At 63.1% G+C, this 20,628-nt stretch carries 20 protein-coding genes; 13 read left to right on the top strand and 7 right to left on the bottom strand.

Annotated features, from left to right (window positions below):
- Positions 1 to 2: 2 nt before the first annotated feature.
- Entirely contained in the window at positions 3 to 1,136 is a 1,134-nt protein-coding gene (locus RS897_RS26775; RefSeq protein WP_315831731.1) for a DUF898 family protein, read from the bottom strand.
- 160 nt (positions 1,137 to 1,296) lie between these two features.
- The gene (locus RS897_RS26770) at positions 1,297 to 2,274 is read right to left on the bottom strand and encodes an NADPH:quinone oxidoreductase family protein (protein WP_315831730.1); all 978 of its coding nucleotides are present in this window, start codon (positions 2,272 to 2,274) and stop codon (positions 1,297 to 1,299) included.
- Positions 2,275 to 2,535: 261 nt separating this feature from the next.
- Here RS897_RS26770 and RS897_RS26765 point away from each other — a divergent pair, with 261 nt between their 5' ends.
- Positions 2,536 to 3,558 carry a methionine synthase gene (locus RS897_RS26765; RefSeq protein WP_315831729.1) on the top strand — a complete coding sequence of 341 codons (1,023 nt, stop codon included), beginning with the start codon at positions 2,536 to 2,538 and terminating at the stop codon, positions 3,556 to 3,558.
- A 248-nt stretch (positions 3,559 to 3,806) separates the two neighbouring features.
- The gene (locus tag RS897_RS26760; protein ID WP_315831728.1) at positions 3,807 to 4,847 is read left to right on the top strand and encodes an IS110 family RNA-guided transposase; all 1,041 of its coding nucleotides are present in this window, start codon (positions 3,807 to 3,809) and stop codon (positions 4,845 to 4,847) included.
- Between the two features lie 326 nt (positions 4,848 to 5,173).
- Here RS897_RS26760 and RS897_RS26755 read toward each other — a convergent pair whose 3' ends face one another.
- From RS897_RS26755 to RS897_RS26745, 3 genes are all read right to left on the bottom strand, one after another.
- Positions 5,174 to 5,791: a hypothetical protein gene (locus RS897_RS26755; RefSeq protein ID WP_315831727.1), complete on the bottom strand. Its 618-nt coding sequence runs from the start codon at positions 5,789 to 5,791 to the stop codon at positions 5,174 to 5,176.
- Positions 5,792 to 5,882: 91 nt separating this feature from the next.
- Positions 5,883 to 6,404 carry a xanthine phosphoribosyltransferase gene (gene gpt / locus RS897_RS26750; RefSeq protein WP_315831726.1) on the bottom strand — a complete coding sequence of 174 codons (522 nt, stop codon included), beginning with the start codon at positions 6,402 to 6,404 and terminating at the stop codon, positions 5,883 to 5,885.
- 10 nt (positions 6,405 to 6,414) lie between these two features.
- Positions 6,415 to 7,152 carry a competence/damage-inducible protein A gene (locus tag RS897_RS26745; protein WP_315831725.1) on the bottom strand — a complete coding sequence of 246 codons (738 nt, stop codon included), beginning with the start codon at positions 7,150 to 7,152 and terminating at the stop codon, positions 6,415 to 6,417.
- Positions 7,153 to 7,387: 235 nt separating this feature from the next.
- Between RS897_RS26745 and RS897_RS26740 the strand changes: the two genes are divergently transcribed.
- From RS897_RS26740 to RS897_RS26705, 8 genes are all read left to right on the top strand, one after another.
- Positions 7,388 to 8,806 carry a circularly permuted type 2 ATP-grasp protein gene (locus RS897_RS26740; RefSeq protein ID WP_315831724.1) on the top strand — a complete coding sequence of 473 codons (1,419 nt, stop codon included), beginning with the start codon at positions 7,388 to 7,390 and terminating at the stop codon, positions 8,804 to 8,806.
- 107 nt (positions 8,807 to 8,913) lie between these two features.
- The gene (locus RS897_RS26735; protein ID WP_315831723.1) at positions 8,914 to 9,858 is read left to right on the top strand and encodes an alpha-E domain-containing protein; all 945 of its coding nucleotides are present in this window, start codon (positions 8,914 to 8,916) and stop codon (positions 9,856 to 9,858) included.
- 47 nt (positions 9,859 to 9,905) lie between these two features.
- On the top strand, positions 9,906 to 10,730 hold the full coding sequence (locus tag RS897_RS26730) for a transglutaminase family protein (RefSeq protein ID WP_315831722.1): 825 nt from the start codon (positions 9,906 to 9,908) through the stop codon (positions 10,728 to 10,730).
- Positions 10,731 to 10,844: 114 nt separating this feature from the next.
- Positions 10,845 to 11,624: a proteasome-type protease gene (locus RS897_RS26725; protein ID WP_315831721.1), complete on the top strand. Its 780-nt coding sequence runs from the start codon at positions 10,845 to 10,847 to the stop codon at positions 11,622 to 11,624.
- Positions 11,625 to 11,628: 4 nt separating this feature from the next.
- On the top strand, positions 11,629 to 12,384 hold the full coding sequence (locus RS897_RS26720) for an SDR family oxidoreductase (RefSeq protein WP_315831720.1): 756 nt from the start codon (positions 11,629 to 11,631) through the stop codon (positions 12,382 to 12,384).
- A 204-nt stretch (positions 12,385 to 12,588) separates the two neighbouring features.
- Positions 12,589 to 13,452, top strand: a complete 864-nt coding sequence (locus RS897_RS26715; protein WP_315831719.1) for a hypothetical protein — start codon at positions 12,589 to 12,591, stop codon at positions 13,450 to 13,452.
- Between the two features lie 63 nt (positions 13,453 to 13,515).
- On the top strand, positions 13,516 to 14,766 hold the full coding sequence (locus RS897_RS26710; protein ID WP_315831718.1) for a NupC/NupG family nucleoside CNT transporter: 1,251 nt from the start codon (positions 13,516 to 13,518) through the stop codon (positions 14,764 to 14,766).
- A 100-nt stretch (positions 14,767 to 14,866) separates the two neighbouring features.
- Complete coding sequence (locus tag RS897_RS26705; protein ID WP_315831717.1) at positions 14,867 to 16,342, top strand: NCS1 family nucleobase:cation symporter-1; 1,476 nt, start codon at positions 14,867 to 14,869, stop codon at positions 16,340 to 16,342.
- 151 nt (positions 16,343 to 16,493) lie between these two features.
- Here RS897_RS26705 and RS897_RS26700 read toward each other — a convergent pair whose 3' ends face one another.
- Together RS897_RS26700 and RS897_RS26695 are read right to left on the bottom strand one after the other, a co-directional pair.
- Complete coding sequence (locus tag RS897_RS26700) at positions 16,494 to 17,105, bottom strand: cupin domain-containing protein (RefSeq protein ID WP_315831716.1); 612 nt, start codon at positions 17,103 to 17,105, stop codon at positions 16,494 to 16,496.
- An 85-nt stretch (positions 17,106 to 17,190) separates the two neighbouring features.
- Entirely contained in the window at positions 17,191 to 17,502 is a 312-nt protein-coding gene (locus tag RS897_RS26695; protein WP_315831715.1) for an usg protein, read from the bottom strand.
- Between the two features lie 338 nt (positions 17,503 to 17,840).
- Between RS897_RS26695 and RS897_RS26690 the strand changes: the two genes are divergently transcribed.
- From RS897_RS26690 to RS897_RS26680, 3 genes are all read left to right on the top strand, one after another.
- Positions 17,841 to 18,158, top strand: a complete 318-nt coding sequence (locus RS897_RS26690; protein WP_315831714.1) for a co-chaperone GroES — start codon at positions 17,841 to 17,843, stop codon at positions 18,156 to 18,158.
- A gap of 42 nt (positions 18,159 to 18,200) precedes the next feature.
- On the top strand, positions 18,201 to 19,844 hold the full coding sequence (gene groL / locus RS897_RS26685) for a chaperonin GroEL (protein WP_315831713.1): 1,644 nt from the start codon (positions 18,201 to 18,203) through the stop codon (positions 19,842 to 19,844).
- Between the two features lie 465 nt (positions 19,845 to 20,309).
- Complete coding sequence (locus tag RS897_RS26680) at positions 20,310 to 20,621, top strand: hypothetical protein (protein ID WP_315831712.1); 312 nt, start codon at positions 20,310 to 20,312, stop codon at positions 20,619 to 20,621.
- Positions 20,622 to 20,628: the final 7 nt, after the last annotated feature.

Here is a 20,628-nt window from a genome sequence, read left to right as displayed (position 1 = left end):
GATCAGAAGCCCCCGACATCAAGCCCGTCGGCAAGTCCCTCGCCCAGCGCACTGGCGAGCTGTCCCTCGGCTTTCACGTTGGCCGCGGCCGCGATGTTGTGCACGGTGATCGAGGTCGCGACCCTCGCCCAGAGATCACGCATCAAATACACCCGGAACACCACACCGTTGGCCAGTACGAAGCCAAGATATCCCAGGACAGCCAGCACGAGCAGCGGAATGCTTGCGGCAAGATTGGCGCCCGCGAACATCTCGTCGGGTGACGCTCCACCGAGACTTCTCATGGCGAACGCACACAGCGACAGATAGATCACCATGCCCAGGCTCAGCAGCGCAGCCCAGCCGATGACTTTCCAGTACAGGCCGGTGTACGCCCCGCGCGGCAGGGATGATTCGAAACGCACACCGCCGAACCGGATGCCCGACAGCCACCAGCGCATCTCGATCGCCTTGAACATGGCATAGACGAACGGAAACAGCGGAAAGATGACCAGCGCGATCGGGGCCAGCAGCCACAGCCCCCAGCCGCGCTTGAAGAACTCTCCGCCGCGACCCTCGAAGCGTCCTTGGAGATTGCCGTAATAGGAGTGTCCCATCTTGTAACGCTCGAGCGCCGCTTCCCGCCATGGCAGCACCAGCCCAAAGGTCACCCCCACCAGCAGCGCCCAGAGCGTCGCACGCGCGGCATAAGCCCAGCCCGAACCATCCATCCAGAACCGCACCCCGCGCCACACCGTGCGCGTCAGGCGATAGCGCCGGGCACGAAAGATGGCGAACTGGCCGAACACGTAGAAGAACGCCAGCAGCGGAAAGCTGGCGAAGGCCCTGAGACGCTCGGCCTCCAAGCTGAGCACGAAGTAGAGGACGTAGATCGGCACGATGATCGCCAGCGCGACCAGGAAACCGATCAGCAGCTCCTTGCCGGTGCCGGTGTATTCGGCGGAATCCCCATCCACGCTGGTACGTGACCACAGATGGCGGCGCATGTCGGTGGCGAGCCAGAACCGGTAAAAGCCGACGGTAATGAGCTCAAGCAGCGCTCCGCGCGTCACAAGCCGGCGGAACTCGCCGCGGTCGCCGGAAAACGCCACCCCGGTCGGGCGCGGCACGGGCGGCACCTGGCTCATCTGATTCATGAAACAACCTCGCAGTCCAAAATGAACAACAGAACCGTCAGACGTCGGCGAACCCGCAACCGGTATGTGGTCACCCCATATGCTTTTACGACACCGCTGCCGCAACTAAAAGTTGCTTCGCAGGGCATGTCAACGCGTCCGGGCAGAGTTTCCCGCGCAATCAATCCATCAGAAGAACGACACGGCCGATGGCGCGCCGCTCCAGCAGCAGCCGCATCGCCTGCGCGGCTTGCGCCAGCGGCAGCCGATGAGAAATATTCGGACGGATTTTCCCTGCATCGGCGAGCCGCCACAACGCGGCCTGACGTGCGACGCCAAGCGCGGGATCGCGCCGGACCGCCTCGCCGGCGCGCACGCCCAGCACACTCGCGCCCTTGATCAGCACCAGATTGGTCGCGGCCATGCCGACGCCGCCGGTAAAGCCGATCACCAGCAGCCGCGCGCCCCAGGCGATGCACCGCAGGCTCTCCTCGAAAATCGGCCCGCCAACCGGATCGAACACCACGTCCGCGCCTCGGCCACCGGTGATTTGTTTCACTGCATCGCGAAAAGGTTCATGACCATAACGAATGGCATGATCGGCGCCGCGGCTGGTCGCGACCGCCAGTTTCTCCTCGCTGGACGCGGCAGCAATCACGATGGCGCCCAGCACCTTGCCGAGTTCGACCGCGGCGAGCCCCACGCCGCCGCCGGCGCCATGCACCAGCAGCACCTCGCCGCCGCGCAATTGCGCGCGGTCGACCAGGGCGTGATAGGCGGTGCCGTGCGCGGCGAGGAACGTCGCGCCATCGGCGTAGTCGAACAATTTCGGCAGCGACACGACCTGCTGCGGGGTGACGACCACTTCGTCGGCGAGACAACCGTGCCGCAGCTTGACGATCACCTTGTCGCCGACGCTGATATCGGTGACATCGGGTGCGACCTCGCTCACATCGCCGGCGGCTTCCATGCCCGGGGTGAACGGCAAATCGGGCTTGAGCTGGTACTTGCCCTCGATCATCAGCACGTCTGGGAAATTGAGACCGGCGGCGCGCACCGCGACACGCAACTGTCCCTGTTGCAACGGCACTGAAGCGAAGGTTTCCAGGCGCAGCGTCTCCGGCGGCCCCAACTCCCTGCAGACAATCGCCCTGGGCATTGTATTTGTTATCCTTGTCGCTTCCCAACCGCGGAATGGGTTAAGCTCCCTCCGCGTTAATCGCTCATACAATAAAAGCCAACGGGACGACTAGTACCGCCGATCTGAAGTTCCTGCACCACTTGCCGCAAACTCATCACAGGAACTTCAGATCGAAAAGCGGTACTCGAATCATGGATTTGCTAGTGCCCCTGATGCATCCGAAGTTCGTGTCAGAGAGTGCTGCGATGTATCACGAACTTCGGATGCGGGGCACTAGTTATGCTTTTTCCCACCACCATCGCCGGTTCGCTGCCCAAACCCGAATGGCTCGCGGAGCCGAATCGCCTGTGGGCGCCATGGAAACCGCCGGCCGAGAATTTGGCCACCGCCAAACGCGATGCCACGCTCTTGGCCGTCAAGCTGCAGGAAGATGCGGGTGTGGACATCGTCACCGAGGGCGAGCAGGCGCGGCAGCATTTCGTGCACGGCTTTTTGGAAAACATCGAGGGCATCGATTTCGCCCATAAGGTGGAAATGGGCATCCGCGGCGACCGCTACAAAGCGATGGTGCCGCAGGTGGTGGCGCCGCTGCACTTGCGAGGCCGCGTGCATGCGTTTGAAGCGCAGGCGGCGCGCGCCCACAGCACGCACAAGCTGAAATTCACCTTGCCCGGCCCGATGACCATCATCGACACCATCGCCGACCGCCATTATGGCGACCGGATCAAGATGGCGTTCGCGTTCGCCGATCTGTTGAACCAGGAAGCGCTTGCGCTCGAGGCCGACGGCGTCGACGTGATCCAGTTCGACGAGCCCGCCTTCAATGTCTATATGGGCGAGGTCAACACCTGGGGCATCGAGGCGTTGGAGCGCGCCGCCAAGGGCCTGACCTGCGCCACCGCCGTGCACATCTGCTACGGCTACGGCATCAAGGCCAACACAGACTGGAAGGCGACGCTGGGCAGCGAGTGGCGGCAATACGAAGACTTCTTCCCCACCATCGCCAAGAGCAGCATCCAGCAGGTGGCGATCGAGTGCCGCAACTCGCGGGTGCCGCTCGATCTGCTGAAGCTCTTGCCCGGCAAGGTGGTGCAGGCCGGCGTCATCGACGTCGCCAGCGATACCGTGGAGACAGCAGAGGATGTCGCCGAGACCATCGCCGCGGTCATGAAGGTGGTGCCGAAGGACAAGATCGTGGCCACCACCAATTGCGGCATGGCGCCGATGCGGCGGGATATCGCGGAAGCGAAGCTGCGGGCGCTGGGGGCCGGTGCGAAGCTGGCGAGGGAAAGGTTTGGGTAAACGTCTCCTCTCTCTCCGTCATGGCCGGGCTTGACCCGGCCATCCAGCTTGATTGCGGCGACAACGCAGAAAAGCTGGACCCGCGGGTCAAGCCCGCGGGTGACGCAGAAAGGATGATACGCCTCGCCTCGTCAGAAGATGGGGTAACGGGCTTTCGCGGGGCTAGCGGGCTGGGTGGTCGTCCCTCAAATTGATGGTGTCAAACGGAGTCGGGCAAGCCCGCTCCAAACATCATTAAAGGAACGACCATGGACCATTATGCAGGAATCGACGTGTCATTGGAATACTCGAGCGTTTGCGTTGTGGATGCGCAGGGCAAGATCGTTCGAGAGGGGAAGGTTGCGAGTGAACCGGCAGCGCTGATTAAGTGGTTTGGTGCGCTGGGATTTGAGGCTTCACGGATCGGGCTGGAGGCAGGCCCATTGTCACAGTGGCTTTACGCTGCGATGCAGGAAGCGGGGCTTTCAATCGAGCTTCTGGAGACACGGCATGTCCATGCCGCCTTTCAAGCGAACCCGGTAAAGTCGGATCGCAACGATGCGCGCGGCATTGCCCAGTTGATGCGGCTGGGCTGGTTCCGCCCGGTTCATTGCAAGTCGATCGCGTCTCAGGAAGTCCGCGCCATGCTGGCCGCCCGCAAGCTTGTGCAATCCAAGCAGCGCGATATCGAGAACAGCTTGCGTGGGATATTGCGCGGCTTCGGGCTGAAGGTTGGCAAGACGACGGAGAATGGCTTTGCAGGGCGGATCCGGGACCTGGTGGCCGGCCATCCGGCCCTGGAGACGATTGCGGAAGCTTTGCTCGCAGTGCATGCCGTGCTCAAAGGCGAGTTCGCCGGCTTTGAGAAGCGCGTACGGACCATGGCCCGCTCGCATGCATCAGCCAAGCTGCTGATGACGACGCCGTCGGTCGGCCCGATCGTCGCACTCACCTACGCTTCGGCAATCGACGATCCCGGCCGGTTCAAATCCTCCAAGGCGGTGGGGCCTCACTTTGGGCTGACACCGAAGAAGTACCAGTCCGGCGAGACGGACTACAGCGGCCGGATCAGCAAGATCGGCGACGCTTCGGTTCGCGAGGCGCTCTATCAGGCGGCTCACGTCATGTTGACCAAACCGATCAGGGGCTGCTCGGACCTCAAAAGCTGGGCGATGCGGATCGCCAGACGCGCCGGCATGCGCAAGGCCAAGGTTGCACTTGCGCGCAAGCTTGCAGTGATCCTGCATCGCATGCTGGCTGATGGCCGGGTCTTCAATCCAACAGCCAAATCAGTGACTGCGGCAGCTTAAGGAGATCAAAGTTTCGGACGGGCCACGACACCAGGTCTTTCCGATGCGGAGTCCCTCGCCGGGACGATGGATCAGGCCAGGCCGACATCCGGGAAGCGGCGCACGACCGCGCATCCGTAGATTGGCCGACCTGCTCCTCATGCACCCCATCAGGTGGCGGCCTCAGCGCCGACCCCGTACAGAAGCAAGTCCTCGGCGAACGGATGGCGCAAAAAGGGATTGACTAACCAGCGCCCGTTACAGAAGCCCGGATGAGCGGAGCGATATCCGGGGACCGCCCACGTCGTCTCCGACCCGGATGTCGCTTCGCTCATCCGGGCTACGAGCTAAGCCTTCGCACTCGGATGCAGCACCGGCGGATAGCCCGCGCTGAGTGCGCGGACGGTCGAGGGCGGCGTCAGCAGCAGGGCATCGCCGGGAATGTTCGCCACCGCCCTATAGCCAGCGAACGACCATTTGAGCGGGCGGCCGCCAACGATCACAAAACTCTCGCCACCGGCCTGCACCATCGCGCCATCAGGCAAGGCTGACGGCGCCGAGGGCAGCGCGTGCAGGCGCCGCGTTCGTCCCTGCAGCCGTTCGTCGTGCAGCACCAGATCCATCTCACCGGCGCGTGGAATGTCCACACCCTGCCCCCGCGCCCACGCCGCACGAAATGCATTGGCGTCATCGCGGCGACAGAAGAAGCAGGGGCGATGGCCGGCGGCCAATGCGGTGGCCTCGTCCAGGAAAAACAGCTCGGTCCAGCTTTGCGTGGCCATCACCTTGCGGCGGCGGCCGCGGAATTCGCAGACACAGATGAGCCAGGCCCTTGTGGTCCAGCGCCGGCCCAGCAGGGTTCGGGTCGCCGGATCATGGATGATGCCGCAGTTGCCGGTGAACAGGCCGCGATGCGGCGTTGATACGATGTCGCCAAGCGGCGTCACACGGTTCTGCAGCGGCATGGGCATGATCCTCCCAGAACGACGACTGGCTTTGGATCAGATCAGGCCCCAGCGACAGAAACCGGCAGCAGCAATTGTGGCGGAGACGGCGTTACGCCGCCCCGTCGCGGATCGGCGGCTGGAACGACAGGCCGGTGTCCCAGGGAAAGAAGATCCAGGTGTCCTGCGACACCTCGGTGATATAGCTGTCGACCAGCGGGCGACCCATCGGCTTGGCGTAGACGGTGGCGAAATGCGCCTGCGGCATCAGATCGCGCACCACGCGGGCAGTCTTACCGGTGTCGACGAGGTCGTCGACGATCAGGATGCCCTTGCCGGTGCCGCCACCGATCTTGAGGATGTCCGGCGACACCGTTTTCAGGATCTTGATCGTGCCCTGGTCCTGGTGGTTGTAGCTGGCCACGCCGACCGTATCGATCACACGCACGCCGAGCTCACGCGCGACGACGGCGGCCGCGACCAGGCCGCCGCGGGTGATGGCGACGATGGCCTCGAACGGGCCTGCGTCGTTCAGCCGCCAGGCCAGCGCGCGGCTGTCGCGATGGAATTGATCCCACGACACCGGAAACATCTTTTCCGGGCGGGGCGAGGTGTCGTCGGAGACAGGGGTCATGGTTTCTTCCCTACCGCGCCACGTTCAGCCCGGCGAGCATCACCTGCACGGCGGCCATCGCCGCCTTGAGCTTGTCGGGATCACGCGAGCGCACCACGATGTTGGTGTTGGGTTTGCTGTTTTCATCCAGGAACGGATAACTGCCAATGCTGGTGTCGGGGTGTTCGGCGGCGATCGCCCGCAGCGGGCTGCCGATATCGCCTTCCCGCGCATTGGCGCGCACCGAATCCGACAGCATGCGCACGCCCGATTTCAGCTTCGGCGAAATGATGTCCATCATCGCCTGCATGATCGAGGGCACGCCCGCCATGACGATGACATTGTCGATCTTGAATCCCGGGGCCAGGATGGTCGCGCTCTGGATCAGTTCGGCACCGTCGGGAATGCGGGCCATCCGCAGCCGCGCTTCGTTGAGCTCGGCTTCGGAAAACCGGGTCCGGAAACGCGCGACCACTTCGGGATGATGATCGATGCCGACGCCGAACGCTTTCGCCACGCTGTCGGCGGTGATGTCGTCATGGGTCGGCCCGATGCCGCCGGTGGTGAACAAATAGGTGTAGCGCGAGCGCAGCGCGTTCAGCGCCTCGATGATGGCATCCTCGTCGTCGGAGACGACCCGGACTTCCTTGAGGTCGATGCCGATATTGGTCAGGTATTCGGCGATATAGCCGATGTTCTTGTCCTTGGTCCGGCCGGACAGAATCTCGTCGCCGATCACCAAAATGCCGGCGGTGACGATCTCGCTCATCGCACGTTACTCCTCGTCATTCCAAATCCTTGCCGATCCCGGCCCAGCTGGCCAGCACCGGTTGCCCGACGGATGGGCATTTCCCCGCCTCTTTTAGGGGCAGCTCGCCGAACCGCCCCCAACGAAGTGCCCTATCGCAGTGCATAACCTGCTGGCCCGCCCCTTGCTACCGTCGATTTTAGTCAGCATGCTCAGGGCATGCTCCGACAACGAGCTCGAAGGGCGGTCAGACTATATGGCAGTTGCGTTCGACGAAATGAATGGGCCGGACGGCTCGCTCCGCCCCGCTTATGAGGCGCTCTCCCACTGGCTCAAGGAGATGCCGCCGGATGCCCTTGAATATCGCCGCCAGGAAGCGGAATTGCTGTTCCGGCGGATCGGCATCACCTTCGCGGTTTATGGCGAGGCCGACGCCCAGGAGCGGCTGATCCCGTTCGACGTGGTGCCGCGCATCCTGTCCGGCAAGGAATGGACCCATCTGGAAAAGGGACTGAAGCAGCGGGTCAAGGCGCTGAACATGTTCCTGCGCGACATCTATCATTCGCGCGACATCCTGCGGGCCAAGATCATCCCGGACGACCTGATCTTCCAGAACCCGGTGTTCCGGCCGGAAATGAACGGCCAGGACGTGCCGCACGACGTCTATGTGCACATCGCCGGGATCGACATCGTGCGTGTCGGCCCCGACGACTTCTATGTGCTGGAGGATAACGCACGCACCCCGTCCGGGGTCTCCTACATGCTGGAAAACCGCGAAATCATGATGCGGCTGTTTCCGGACCTGTTCGCCCGCCACCGCGTGGCGCCGGTGGAGAATTATCCGGATGCGCTGCTGTCGGCGCTGCGCTCGGTCGCCCCGCACACCGCCGCCGCCGAGCCGACCGTCGCGCTGCTGACCCCCGGAGTCTACAACTCCGCCTATTACGAACACTCGTTCCTGGCCGACAAGCTGGGTGTCGAGCTGGTCGAAGGCCGCGACCTCATCGTCAAGAGCGATGAGGTGTTCATGCGGACCACCGAGGGGCTGAAACGCGTCGACGTAATTTATCGCCGGCTCGACGACGATTTCATCGATCCCCTCACCTTCCGCCCGGATTCGGTGCTGGGCGTGCCCGGCCTGATGTCGGCCTACATGGCCGGCACCGTGACGCTGGCCAACGCGGTCGGCACCGGCATCGCCGACGACAAGGCGGTCTATAGCTACATGCCCGACGTCGTGAAGTTCTATCTCGGCGAGGAGCCGATCCTGAAGAACGTGCCGACCTGGCGCTGCCGGGAGAAGGACGATCTCGGCCATGTGCTGGACCATCTCGACGAACTGGTGGTGAAGGAGGTGCACGGCTCCGGCGGCTACGGCATGCTGATCGGACCCGCGTCGACCAAGGCCCAGATCGAGGCGTTCCGCGCCAAGCTGATCCAGGACCCGGAAGGCTTCATCGCCCAACCGACGCTGGCGCTCTCCACCTGCCCGACGGCGACGCAATCGGGGCTCGCACCGCGCCATGTGGATCTGCGGCCATTCGTGCTGACGGGGCGCGATCATGTCACCGTGGTGCCCGGCGGGTTGACCCGCGTGGCGTTGAAAGAAGGCTCGCTGGTAGTCAATTCGAGCCAGGGCGGCGGCACCAAGGACACTTGGATATTAGATGAATAGATTTGGATTTTGGATGAACAAGCAAAGGAACCCCTCGCGACCGGCAGAATTTTTGCGCCAATCACCTGTTTTTCATTCCACCGCTCAACGACGAGTCAATTTCGCACATGCTGTCGCGCACCGCTGAAAACCTGTTCTGGCTGGCCCGCTATGTCGAGCGCGCCGAATATCTCGCGCGCACGATCGAGGCGACGCTACGCGCCACCGCGCTGCCCGCCACGTATGTCGGCAAGACCAACGAGTGGGAATCCGCGCTGCTCACCGCCGGTATCGGCGACGGTTTCTACAAAATTCATCCGGAGGCGGATGAACGCAGCGTCGTCGACTACCTCGCCTTCTCACCCGAGAATCCCTCCTCGATCCGCAACTGCATCGAGGCCGCGCGGCTGAATTCACGCTCGGTGCGCACCGCGCTGACCAGCGAGATGTGGGACACCATCAACGGTGCCTGGATCGAATTGCAGCAGGTCTGGCAAGGCGGCGTCCGTTCCCGCGAGGACCTGACCAAGTTCCTGCGCTTCGTGCAGGAGACCTCGCTGCGGTTCGACGGCTCCGCCTACCGCACCATGCTGCGCAACGACGCCTACTGGTTCTCGCGGCTCGGGCTGCACCTGGAACGCGCCGACAACACGGCGCGCATCCTGGATGTGAAGTATCACATGCTGCTGCCGGAGAAGGAACATGTCGGCGGCCCGCTGGATTATTATCAGTGGACCTCGATCCTGCGTTCGGTCTCGGCGCTGACCGCCTATCACTGGGTCTACCGGGAAACGCTGAAACCCTGGCTGATCGCGGATCTCCTGATCCTGAACGAGACGCTGCCGCGCTCGCTGTCGAGCTGTTACGGCAATCTGGTGCGCAACCTCGACCAGATCGGCGTCGCCTACAGCCGCCAGGGACCGGCGCAGCGCCATGCGCGCGGCATCCGCAACCGGCTCGAGCATAGTCACATTGATGACATCTTCCAGCATGGGCTGCATGAATTCATTCAAGAGGCCATTTCGGACAACAACCGGCTTGGCGAAATCATCGCCAAGCAGTACCTGATATAGGCCCGATCCCAGAGATCATGTCCCGAGCTGGAACTTGAACGTCTGTCATGCGCCTGCGTATCGCCCATTCGACCACCTATCGTTATGAGCCGCCCGCCACCGGCGTGATCCAGATCATCCGCATGACGCCGCGCAGCTATGACGGGCAGTATGTCGCCGACTGGCAGGTGTTCGTCTCCACCGACTCGCGGATGCAGATGCATCACGATTCCTACGGCAACATCACCCATGTGCTGACCCACGGCGCGATCGCCGAGCTCACCATCAATGTGGAGGGTCTGGTCGAGACCCATGATACCAGCGGCGTGCTGAAGGGCACCGACGAGCGTTTCCCGCCGGATTTCTTCCTGCGCTCCACCGCCCTGACCGAACCCAATGCCGACATGCAAGCGTTCGCGCGCGAGCTGCAGCCGGACACCGATGACGACACCGTCGGTTTCCTGCACGCGCTCCTGGTGCAGATCAACGATCACATGACGTTCGACACCGATCCGACCAACGCCGGCACCACCGCCGCCGACGCCTTTGCGCTGCGCCGCGGCGTCTGCCAGGACTACGCCCACATCTTCATCGCCTGCGCGCGTCTCGGTGGCGTGCCGGCGCGTTTCGTCTCCGGGCATTTCCTGCGCTCCGACGGCGTGGTGCAGCAGGACGCCGGCCACGCCTGGGCGGAAGCCTTCGTACCCAAACTGGGCTGGGTCGGCTTCGATCCCGCCAACGCGCTGTCCACGACAGACTCCCATGTCCGCGTCGCCATCGGCCTCGACTATCTCGGTGCGGCCCCGGTCCGCGGCACCCGCTACGGCGGCGGCACCGAGAGCCTGGCGGTGGCCGTCAATGTGAACCAGGCCGGACGGCAGAGCCAATCCTGACAATCCTGCCTGACAATCCTGAAGTGTGAGCGGCCTGAATAGTGGGATGATTCAGAAGGTTGCCGCGCGGCTGGTCAGCGCGTAAAACTCCCACCTCAAATCGGGGATTGGGCGATGACCTATTGCTGCGGAATTCTGGTGCGCGACGGACTGGTGATGATCGCCGACACCCGCACCAATGCCGGCCTCGACAATATCTCGACCTTCCGCAAGCTGCACATCTACAGCAGCCCCGGTGAGCGCATCATGGCGATCGCATCGGCCGGCAATCTCGCCATCAGCCAGTCGGTGCTCTCGATGCTGAGCGAGGGTCTTGAGAATCCGGAGACCGGCGAGATCGAAACCCTGATGAATGCGCCGACCATGTTCAAGGCGGCGCAGCGGATCGGCCACGCCATTCGCCAGGTGCATGCGCTGGAAGGCACGGCGCTGCGCGCCGAGGATATCTCGTTCGACGTCTCCTTTCTGTTCGGCGGCCAGATCAAGGGCTCGCGGATGCGGCTGTTCATGGTCTACAGCGCCGGCAATTTCATCGAATGCACCACCGACACGCCCTATCTGCAGATCGGCGAGCACAAATACGGCAAGCCGGTGCTCGACCGCGCCATCGCCTATGACGTCGACCTCTATGACGCGCTGAAGGTCAGCCTGGTCTCGATGGATTCGACCATGCGCTCCAACCTCGGGGTCGGCATGCCGATCGACGTGCTGGTGGTGCGGCCGGACGTCTGCGAAGCGGAGCTGAACTACCGCATCGAGGCCGGCGAACCTTATTTCCACGACCTGCGCGCGCGCTGGTCGGCGGCGCTGCGCGCGGCGCACCAGAACATTCCGCGCCCGCCTTACGTCAACACGCCTTCCACCACTCCTCCCACCACAACAAAAACAGGATAAGGAAATGTCCCAGCAGAAAATCGCATTGGTCACGGGCGCGGGCTCGGGCGTCGGACGGGCGACGTCGCTCGCCTTGATGAAGGCGGGCTACACCGTGGTGCTGACCGGCCGCCGCGCCGACATGCTCGAGGAAACCGCCAAGCTCGGCGAGGCCGCGGGCGGCAAGAGCCTGCCCGTGCCGTCCGATATGAAGGATCCCGGCTCAATCGCCGCGCTGTTCGCCAAGGTGACGAACACCTTCGGCCGGCTCGATTTGATCTTCAACAATGCCGGCATCGGCGCGCCGCCGGTGGCGTTCGAGGACGTCAGCGTGGAACAGTGGAAGGCCGTGGTCGACACCAACCTCACCGCGCCATTCCTGTGCACCCAGCACGCCTTCCGCATCATGAAGGACCAGACCCCGCGCGGCGGCCGCATCATCAACAACGGCTCGATCTCGGCGCACGCGCCGCGGCCGTTCTCGGCCGCCTACACCTCGACCAAGCACGCCATCACCGGCCTGACCAAGTCGACCTCGCTCGACGGCCGCGCCTACGACATCGCCTGCGGCCAAGTCGACATCGGCAATGCGGCCACCGACATGACCACCCGCATGGTCGACGGCGTGCTGCAGCCCGACGGCCGCAAGATCCCCGAGCCGCGCATGAACGTGGACGCCGTCGCCAACGCGGTGGTCTACATGGCCAGCCTGCCGCTCGACGCCAACGTGCTGTTCATGACCGTGATGGCGACCAAGATGCCGTTCGTCGGCCGCGGCTGACATCGACGCGAAGACGTGGACATGGTCCCCGCCGATGCAGGGACCATTTTCATGCCGGGATGAGCGATGTCGCGCGACACCATCGGCGATCCGGCCACGCACCAGTCCCGTTTGACTCGACTCCAGTTCCCCTTCACACTTCGTTGGTGTGAAAACATCGTCATGCCACCAGTGATGGGCATGCGGTGACAATGGGGGGCACACATGGGTACGGCGAAACTGCCGCTGCGGGACACAATCACCCACGCCTATTCCAGCTATATGGAGTATTCCAGCTATGTGGAGAACTTCAGCGACGTGCTGCGGATCTCCTGGCTGTGGCTTGCCATCATCGTGCCGCTCAGCATCGTCGGCAGTTGGATGGAAGTCTCCGGGATAGCCGGCGTCACGAACCGACTGACCCCGGGAACACATCTGGAGTCGAGCCCTGGAACAACGGCCGTCTCGCTGATCCTGACTCTGATTGTCGCGCTTGCCGCCATCAGTATCGCGGTCGCCTGGCATCGCCGCCTGATCCTGGGCGAATCTCCAAGGGCCAGCGGCAGCAACCTGATCAGCAACAGCCTGTGGCGCTACCTGGGGGCCGGCGTGCTGATCACGCTGATCGCAATTCTTCCCAGCATCATCGCCATTGCGGCGGTTTTCCTGCTGACATCGTCGCACAGGGCAGGCGACGGCGCCTCGCTGATCGTGTCGCTGGTCCCATTCCTGCTCTGGATGGTAACCTATGGGATTGCATTGCGACTGAGCCTGGTGCTGCCGGCCCGCGCCGTGACAAACCTGACGTTGTCGTTCAAGCAGGCGTGGGCAGATACACGCGGAAACACCTGGCGCCTGTTCTGGGGCACGGTCGCATGCGCATTCCTGCCACTCTGTGTGCTGCCGATCTTGCTGGCTCTGGTGGAAGCCTATAACCCGAATAGCTTCACGGCAGGATCAGCCGTCGTCATCGACACACTGTCCACATTTTACACTCTTCTCGTCCTGCCGATCGGCATTGGCTTTCTGTCCTTTGCTTACCGGCACTTCGTTGGTCCCGTTTCGCGCGCCGCGCGGCCTGAAGGTTAGGCTTCCCATCGCTCACATCTCCTGCTCTCATCCATGAGCCGAAGATGAGGGGCTGAGGACTCGATGCTGCAGCTGCAATCTGCGTTCGGAATCGCCGCGCTGCTGGCGATCGCCTGGGCGCTCGGGGAGAACCGCCGCGCGGTGAACTGGAAACAGGCCGCGATCGGGCTCGTGGTCACGTTGCTCACCGCAGCCGCCCTGCTCAAGCTGCCGCACATCGCCTCGGTCTTCGCCGCCATCAATGACGCCGTCGGCACCATTGCGGCAGCGGCGCGGGCCGGCACGTCGTTCGTGTTCGGTTATGTCGGCGGCGGGCCGGCGCCGTTCGACGTCAAGACTCCCGGGGCCGACTTCATTCTCGCCTTCCAGGCGCTGCCGGTGGTGCTGGTGATGAGCGTGCTGACCACGCTGCTGTTCTACTGGCGGGTGCTGCCGCCGATCGTGCGCGGTCTGGCGTGGCTGCTGGAACGCACGCTCGGCATCGGCGGCGCGGTCGGGCTGTCGACGGCGGCCAACATCTTTCTCGGCATGGTCGAAGCGCCGCTGTTCATCCGCCCCTATCTGAACCAGCTCACCCGCAGCGAACTGTTCCTGGTGATGACCGGCGGCATGGCCGGCATCGCCGGCACGGTGCTGGTGCTCTATGCCACCCTGCTCGCACCGCTGATCCCGGATTCCGGCGCGCATTTTGTGATCGCCTCGGTGCTGGGCGCGCCCGCCGCCATTCTGATCAGCCTGATCATGGTGCCGGAGACCGAGCATCGCCGCACCGGCGGCAAGCTCGATGATCCGGATGCGGTGGCGACCAGCACCATGGACGCCATCGTCAAGGGCACGGCATCGGGCCTTGAACTGCTGCTCAACATCATCGCCATGCTGCTGGTGCTGGTGGCGCTGGTCTATCTCGCCAATGCCATCCTCGGGCTGCTGCCCGCGGTCGGCGGCGCGCCGATCTCGCTGCAGCGCATGCTCGGCCTGGTGATGGCGCCGGTGTGCTGGCTGCTGGGGCTGCCCTGGGACCAGGCGTTGACCGCAGGTCGGCTGATGGGGATCAAGACCGTGCTCAACGAGTTGATCGCCTATGTGGAGTTCGCGAAGCTGCCGCCCGACGCGCTCGATCCACGTTCCCGGCTGATCATGCTCTATGCCATGTGCGGCTTCGCCAATGTCGGCAGCCTCGGCATCATGATCGGCGGGCTCAACATCATGGCGCCGGAGCGGCGCGACGAGATCCACGCGTTGGGCCTCAAGTCCATCCTCTCCGGCACCCTGGCCACCTGTGTGATGGGAGCGATCGTCGGTCTGCTGACGTAGAGTGACCTCAGGTTGAGTGGCATAGGATGTGCTACAAAAACGACTGGCTTCGTCATCGTCCTCGACCATCCTGCCGACAAAGGTGCCAGGGAGCGAACCAATGACCGGACACAATCACGGCGCGCCGCAAGTGCTCGACATTCCCGGTGCCGCTCCTGAACTCACCAACACCGACCTCGCCCCCACCGCGCCGGCCGGGCGCACCTGGGGCACCTTCGACATCTTCTCGATGTGGATGTCGGACGTGCATTCGGTCGGCGGCTACACCTTCGCGGCCAGTCTGTTTTTCCTCGGACTGACCGGATGGGAAGTGCTGCTGTCGATGGTGGTCGGCATTACCGCCGTCTACTTCCTGATCAACCTGATCGGCCGCCCCTCGCTGAAATACGGCATTCCCTATCCGGTGGTGGCGCGGATGTCGTTCGGCGTGATGGGCGCCAATCTCGCCGCCATCATCCGTGGCGTGGTCGGTATCGTCTGGTATGGCGTGCAGACCTACTTCGCCTCCAAGGCCGTGCAGGTGCTGGTGCTGACGTTTGCGCCTGGCGCCGAAGCGCTGACCCACAACAGCATTGTCGGCCTCTCCACCCTCGGCTGGTTCAGTTTCCTGTTCATGTGGTTCTTCCAGCTCGTGATCTTCCTCAACGGCATGGAGACGATCCGCAAGTTCATCGATTTCTGCGGGCCCGCCGTTTATGTCGTGATGTTCGCGCTGGCGATCTGGATCCTGTCGCAGAGCGGGCTCTCCAGCCTGTCGCTGCAACTGGGCAAGCCGGCGGAAGGATCGAGCCTGCTGCACATGGCCAACGCCGCCATGCTGATCGTCGCCTACTTCGCGGCGCTATTGCTGAACTTCGGCGACTTCGCCCGCTTCGCCAAGGACGAGCGTTCCATGAAGCTCGGCAACCTTCTCGGCCTGCCGCTGAACTTCCTGGTGTTCGCGATCATCACTGTGATCGTCACCGCCGGCACGCTCAAAGTGTTCGGCGAAGCCATCATGGACCCGGTGCACATTGTGGAGCGGATCGGCAATCCCTGGGTGGTCGCGCTGGGCTCCATCACCTTCATCGTCGCCACCATGGGCATCAACATCGTCGCCAATTTCGTGTCGCCGGCCTACGACATCGCGAACCTGAAGCCGGACAAAATCAGCTTCCGGCTCGGCGGGCTGATCACCTCGATCCTGTCAGTGGTGGTATGCCCGTGGCTGTTCGTCTCCAGCCCGCAGGCGATCACCATCTTCGTCAGCCTCTTCGGCGCGGTGCTTGGCCCGATGTTCGGCATCATCATCGCCGACTATTACCTGGTGAAGCGGCAGACGGTGGCGCTGGAGGATCTCTACAGCATAGCGCCGGAGCGCAGCCTCTATTTCCAGAGCGGCTGGCATCTGCGCGCGCTGCTGGCGCTGGCGATCTCGGGCGTAGTCTCGATCGGGCTCGCGCTGTGCGGCGCCTACGGGCTGATTTTCAATGTCGGCGACTGGGGCTGGCTGATCGGCGCGCTGCTCGGCGGCGGCGTGTATTATGCGCTGGCGGCCCGCACAGCGCAGGACGCGGTGCTTGCGGCCACGCGATGAGAGCCGGCGGCGTCTGCCACCGCAGGCTCGATGAATTCATCTGCTCCACTAGAGCCTTTTCCGTTCTGGTTGAATCACAACAGAGGCTCTAGCTTTTTGTTTTGACGCGTTTTCTTCACGCGAACCGGTATCCACTTCGCTCGAAAACGCTCTAGGCCAGTTCAACCGTCTCGAACTCCGCCGGCAGGATAATCTCCAGCAGTTCACTGTTGTCGGCGTAGTCGAGGATCATGTGCCGGATCTGCGGCGGCTGGATCCAGCAGCTGCCCTCGCGCATCTCGACCACGCCCTCGCCGTCGAACTGCGCCTTCACCCAGCCCTTCAGCACATAGACCATCTGGAACTCGACGTCGTGATAGTGCAGCTTGGAGACCTCTTCCGGATTGCAGGGACCGATCAGCCGGATCACATGCGCCTGCGCGAGGCCCTGAGTTGCAGCCGCAATGCCGAGATCGCGGTACTGCGCATAGGCGCGCAAACCCGTGGCGAAATCTTCGTCGCGATGATGGCTGACGACGAAGCGCTGCGGCGGGCGGACCGCACTTTGCGGTTTTCGTGGGCCGGCCTTGCGTGTGCCAGCCTTGGCGGCAGGTCTGCGCGGTGCGGCCTTGCGCGACACCGGCTTATGCGATGCGGATTTGTCCGCACGCGGCGAACGTTTGGTCGCGGCCGACCGCGCCGCCGACTTGCGCCGAACCACTGGTTTTTTCGCGGCCTTCCTGGTTGTCGGCTTTTTGCCCGCGGCCTTGTTTGCTTTCGCCATGGCGCTTCTCCCGTTTTTTATGACGGGAGATTAGTCCCTGCGGCCAGCAGCGACAACGCGGGCCTCGCGCGAGGGAGCTCTGCCCTCAGTGCAGGCGGAACATGCCGTCGACCATCCTGATCTCGGCCGGCTTGATCAGCCGCGAATGCGCCACCGTGACCGAGAACAGCGGTCCCTCCAGCTTCGCCTGCCAGAACGCCAGAAAGTCCCTGAGGGCGGGAAAGTTCGGGAACATGTCGTAGTTCTGCCAGACGTAGCTCTGCAGCAGCCAGCGGCGGTCGGGACGGCGGTACAGGATCTCGGCCGTGGTTAGCCCGTAGCCGGCGAGCTGCTTCTTGAAGTCACCGGACGCAGGGCCCTTCGCGGCCAATTCGTTCGACGCGTGTTTCGAAACCATGCCAACCCTCCATGCCGCAAGCGCGAGACGCGCTCACATGAAAATTTGACGCAGTACATTAACGCATCTCAAGCCCAAAAAATGAATAAAGTGTTGATATTCAATGCATTAGCAGCAGGAACGGCAAACTGCTAACAGGGCGGGCGCGGTACCGGATCGTTAACGACCCCGCCGGTTGACTGGCAGTCGTGTCTTACGAGTGCCAGATTTTTCCGATATCCCCTTGATCATCCTCACAGACCCGACTATGTCCGGACCAGCCGCGGTAGCACTCATTGACCGCGACTGCTAATACCCCATCAAAACTAAATCCTCTCAGAGGCTTAGGAGAAAACGCGATGAAATTCCGTCCGCTTCACGATCGTGTCGTGGTCAAGCGCATCGACGCCGAGACCAAGACCTCCGGCGGCATCATCATCCCCGACAGTGCGAAGGAAAAGCCGTCTCAGGGCGAGATCGTCGCCGTGGGCCCGGGTGGCCGCGATGAAGCCGGCAAGCTGATCCCGATCGACCTCAAGGTCGGCGATATCGTGCTGTTCGGCAAGTGGTCCGGCACCGAGGTCAAGATCGACGGCAACGAAGTGCTGATCATGAAGGAAAGCGACATCCTCGGCGTGCTGGAAGGCCAGCCCGCCACCGGCAAGAAGGCCGCGTAAGCGCCACCTCTCGTCTGTCAACGAAATCCAGGGAAACAAACAATGTCAGCTAAAGAAGTGAAATTTGGCGTCGATGCCCGCGACAAGATGCTGCGCGGCGTCGAGATTCTCGCCAACGCCGTCAGGGTGACGCTCGGTCCGAAGGGCCGCAACGTCGTGCTCGACAAGTCGTTCGGCGCTCCCCGCATCACCAAGGACGGCGTCACCGTCGCCAAGGAGATCGAGCTCGACGACAAGTTCGAGAACATGGGCGCCCAGATGGTGCGCGAAGTGGCCTCGAAGTCGGCCGACGCGGCCGGTGACGGCACCACCACCGCGACCGTTCTGGCCGCAGCCATCGTCAAGGAAGGCGCCAAGTCGGTCGCCGCCGGCATGAACCCGATGGATCTGAAGCGCGGCATCGACCTCGCGGTCGAGGCCGTCGTTGCCGATCTCGTCAAGAACTCCAAGAAGGTCACCTCGAACGAGGAAATCGCCCAGGTCGGCACCATTTCGGCCAACGGCGACGCGGAAATCGGCAAGTTCCTCGCCGACGCCATGAAGAAGGTCGGCAACGAGGGTGTCATCACCGTCGAGGAAGCCAAGTCGCTGGAAACCGAACTCGATGTCGTCGAAGGCATGCAGTTCGACCGCGGCTACATCTCCCCCTACTTCGTAACCAACGCCGACAAGATGCGCGTCGAGTTCGACGATGCCTACATCCTGATCAACGAGAAGAAGCTCTCCTCGCTGAACGAACTGCTGCCGCTGCTCGAAGCCGTGGTGCAGACCGGCAAGCCGCTGGTGATCGTTGCTGAAGACGTCGAAGGCGAAGCCCTCGCCACCCTCGTCGTCAACCGCCTGCGTGGCGGCCTGAAGGTCGCTGCCGTCAAGGCTCCGGGCTTCGGCGATCGCCGCAAGGCCATGCTGCAGGACATCGCGATCCTGACCGGCGGCACCGCCATCTCGGAAGATCTCGGCATCAAGCTCGAGAACGTCACCGTGCAGATGCTCGGCAAAGCCAAGAAGGTGATGATCGACAAGGAAAACACCACCATCGTCAACGGCGCCGGCAAGAAGGCCGACATCGAGGCGCGCGTGTCGCAGATCAAGGCGCAGATCGAGGAAACCACCTCGGACTACGACCGTGAGAAGCTGCAGGAGCGTCTGGCCAAGCTCGCAGGCGGCGTCGCGGTGATCCGCGTCGGCGGCGCGACCGAAGTCGAAGTCAAGGAGCGCAAGGATCGCGTTGATGACGCGATGCATGCGACCCGTGCGGCTGTCGAGGAAGGCATCCTGCCGGGCGGCGGCGTCGCCCTGCTGCGCGCCTCTGAGCAGCTCAAGCGCATCAAGACCCAGAACGACGACCAGAAGACCGGCGTCGAGATCGTCCGCAAGGCACTCTCCGCTCCGGCCCGCCAGATCGCCATCAACGCTGGCGAAGACGGCTCGGTGATCGTCGGCAAGATCCTCGAGAAGGAGCAGTATGCGTACGGCTTCGACTCCCAGAGCGGCGAATACGTCAACCTGGTCACCAAGGGCATCATCGACCCGACCAAGGTGGTGCGTGCGGCGATCCAGAACGCAGCCTCGGTTGCGGGCCTGCTGATCACCACCGAAGCCATGATTGCCGAACTGCCGAAGAAGAACGCCGGCGGCGGCGGCATGCCCCCGGGCGGCGGCGGCATGGGCGGCATGGACTTCTAAAAGAAGTCCGTCACCCCTACGACAAAACGAAAAGCCCGGCAGCGATGCCGGGCTTTTTGCTATCCGCGAGATACTCGCCTGGCATGCCGCTCAGTGCAGAACCGTCCAAGCGCGCTCTGGCGCCTTCGGCAGCACGCGACTGTTCAGTGGACAAGGAAGTGGCCCGACCTGACCATCGTCATCGCGCTGATGAACGCCATGAACCGGATCGGTGTCGGTACGCGGGTACAGCCACCCGCCGTCGTTGTGGCATAGGCCGTCCAGGCGGCGTCGGATCAATTGTTCTGAGTCACGCTGCCCCGTGACGCCCGTTAGTCAGCACTATTTTAGACACGTGGCCAACAGACGCCGAATCGGTTTAGCCTGTTTAAAGTCCAGCAACAAACAGGGAGAAATGCGGTGACTTCCTCACATGGCAAACCTCCAAGATGCGATGAAAAAGGCAGGCCGGTCATCGATCCGCGGTTGTTCGCGGTGGTCTCACCCGACAAGATGACCAAAGCCGTGGACGAGCTCAAGCAGTCGGTGGAACTCGTCAGCCGGCTGGCGCTGCGGTGCCCCAATACCCCAGAAATGGTAGATCTGCGACTGGAAGCCCTGACCGATCTGTGCATCGCAGCACGCCAGCTGGCAGATGACGAGGTGTTTTGCTCGTTGCTCGACATGGCGCTGCTGCACGCCAGCAACCGGCTGTATGCTGCAAACCCCGAACAGATGGCGAGCGTGATCGCGACCGCACAAGGGCCGCGGGCCGGCGATGCCGGGGCGAATATCTAACCCCCGG

The sequence above is a fragment of the Bradyrhizobium prioriisuperbiae genome, assembly GCF_032397745.1.
Lineage (GTDB): Bacteria > Pseudomonadota > Alphaproteobacteria > Rhizobiales > Xanthobacteraceae > Bradyrhizobium_A > Bradyrhizobium_A prioriisuperbiae.
The sequence above is the reverse complement of the archived record's forward strand: the minus strand, read 5'-3'. Positions and strand labels throughout refer to the sequence as shown.

Bases quoted from the DNA above. Each gene is read 5' to 3' on its own strand.
- RS897_RS26690 (WP_315831714.1), top strand. From the start codon at position 17,841: ATGAAATTCCGTCCGCTTCACGATCGTGTCGTGGTCAAGCGCATCGAC.
- RS897_RS26760 (WP_315831728.1), top strand. From the start codon at position 3,807: ATGGACCATTATGCAGGAATCGACGTGTCATTGGAATACTCGAGCGTT.
- RS897_RS26735 (WP_315831723.1), top strand. From the start codon at position 8,914: ATGCTGTCGCGCACCGCTGAAAACCTGTTCTGGCTGGCCCGCTATGTC.
- RS897_RS26705 (WP_315831717.1), top strand. From the start codon at position 14,867: ATGACCGGACACAATCACGGCGCGCCGCAAGTGCTCGACATTCCCGGT.
- RS897_RS26745 (WP_315831725.1), bottom strand. From the start codon at position 7,152: ATGAGCGAGATCGTCACCGCCGGCATTTTGGTGATCGGCGACGAGATT.
- RS897_RS26700 (WP_315831716.1), bottom strand. From the start codon at position 17,105: ATGGCGAAAGCAAACAAGGCCGCGGGCAAAAAGCCGACAACCAGGAAG.
- RS897_RS26775 (WP_315831731.1), bottom strand. From the start codon at position 1,136: ATGAATCAGATGAGCCAGGTGCCGCCCGTGCCGCGCCCGACCGGGGTG.
- RS897_RS26730 (WP_315831722.1), top strand. From the start codon at position 9,906: ATGCGCCTGCGTATCGCCCATTCGACCACCTATCGTTATGAGCCGCCC.
- RS897_RS26755 (WP_315831727.1), bottom strand. From the start codon at position 5,791: ATGCCGCTGCAGAACCGTGTGACGCCGCTTGGCGACATCGTATCAACG.
- RS897_RS26695 (WP_315831715.1), bottom strand. From the start codon at position 17,502: ATGGTTTCGAAACACGCGTCGAACGAATTGGCCGCGAAGGGCCCTGCG.
- RS897_RS26720 (WP_315831720.1), top strand. From the start codon at position 11,629: ATGTCCCAGCAGAAAATCGCATTGGTCACGGGCGCGGGCTCGGGCGTC.
- RS897_RS26740 (WP_315831724.1), top strand. From the start codon at position 7,388: ATGGCAGTTGCGTTCGACGAAATGAATGGGCCGGACGGCTCGCTCCGC.
- groL (WP_315831713.1), top strand. From the start codon at position 18,201: ATGTCAGCTAAAGAAGTGAAATTTGGCGTCGATGCCCGCGACAAGATG.
- gpt (WP_315831726.1), bottom strand. From the start codon at position 6,404: ATGACCCCTGTCTCCGACGACACCTCGCCCCGCCCGGAAAAGATGTTT.
- RS897_RS26770 (WP_315831730.1), bottom strand. From the start codon at position 2,274: ATGCCCAGGGCGATTGTCTGCAGGGAGTTGGGGCCGCCGGAGACGCTG.
- RS897_RS26710 (WP_315831718.1), top strand. From the start codon at position 13,516: ATGCTGCAGCTGCAATCTGCGTTCGGAATCGCCGCGCTGCTGGCGATC.
- RS897_RS26765 (WP_315831729.1), top strand. From the start codon at position 2,536: ATGCTTTTTCCCACCACCATCGCCGGTTCGCTGCCCAAACCCGAATGG.
- RS897_RS26725 (WP_315831721.1), top strand. From the start codon at position 10,845: ATGACCTATTGCTGCGGAATTCTGGTGCGCGACGGACTGGTGATGATC.
- RS897_RS26715 (WP_315831719.1), top strand. From the start codon at position 12,589: ATGGGTACGGCGAAACTGCCGCTGCGGGACACAATCACCCACGCCTAT.